Here is a 1,018-nt window from a genome sequence, read left to right on the forward strand (position 1 = left end):
TGTTTAAGTGCTTCGATAGCGGCGACAGAGTCGAGTAACTCACCGCGGCTTGTATTGATGATCATCACGCCATCTTTCATTTGAGCAAAAGCGTTTTCGTTCAATAGGTGGTAGTTTTCTTCGCTCATTGGACAGTGAAGAGAGATAATATCTGCATTGGCGTAAATCTCTTCAAGAGAGCAGTATCGTGCACCCATTTCTAAAGCCAGAGGATTTTCGTAAGGGTCGTAGCAAAGCAGTTCCATCCCTAAGCCTTTAAAGATTCGCATCGTGGCGATACCAATCTTGCCGGTGCCGATAACGCCAACGGTTTTGCCGAAAAAGTTGAAGCCAACTAATCCTTCTAAAGAGAAGTTGGCATCACGGGTGCGTTGATACGCTTTGTGGAGACGACGATTCAAACACATCATCAAACCGACGGTATGCTCGGCGACCGCTTCGGGAGAGTATGCAGGCACTCGCACAACTTGAAGGCCAAGCTCTTTAGCCGCTTGTTGATCTACTTTATCGAAGCCAGCACAACGCATCGCAATGAGTTTTGTTCCGCCCAAGGAAAGTTGTTTTAGAACGGGAGCAGAAAGATCATCATTGACGAAAGCGCACACCACGTCACAACCGTGCGCCATTTTTGCGGTTTTTTCGGTGAGTCGAAAGTCGTGATAGTGAAATTCGAAGTCGCGATTGTTCTTAATTTTATTAAAAGAGGCTTCGTCGTAGGATTTTGCACTAAAAAAAGCAATGTTAATCATAGTTCCCTCCCAAAAAGTATGGGTTTTATAAATAAATCTACTTATAAAGTAATGCAACTTAGGCTTAATGAATAGCGAAATCTTTGCTTAAATCTCAGTAATATCAAGATGCGATTAGCACCGTCTTTTTTACGTCTCAACGTTATAATCAGATTGCTTTGTGAGCATCATCTGACTAGCATAGCTTCTCTTTTATTTCCTTCTGACTCTTGGTTTGGACGTTCTGGCAATGTCGATAAAATGGTGTGCTTTAATTCTGTGTGGATTGG

The 1,018-nt window shown here is 42.9% G+C and carries 1 protein-coding gene; it reads right to left on the reverse strand.

From position 1 onward, the window contains the following. A partial coding sequence (locus R8269_RS26460; RefSeq protein ID WP_318223067.1) for a 2-hydroxyacid dehydrogenase occupies positions 1 to 749 on the reverse strand: 749 nt, incomplete at its 3' end. Positions 750 to 1,018: the final 269 nt, after the last annotated feature.

The sequence above is a fragment of the Vibrio sp. Vb0667 genome, assembly GCF_033391095.1.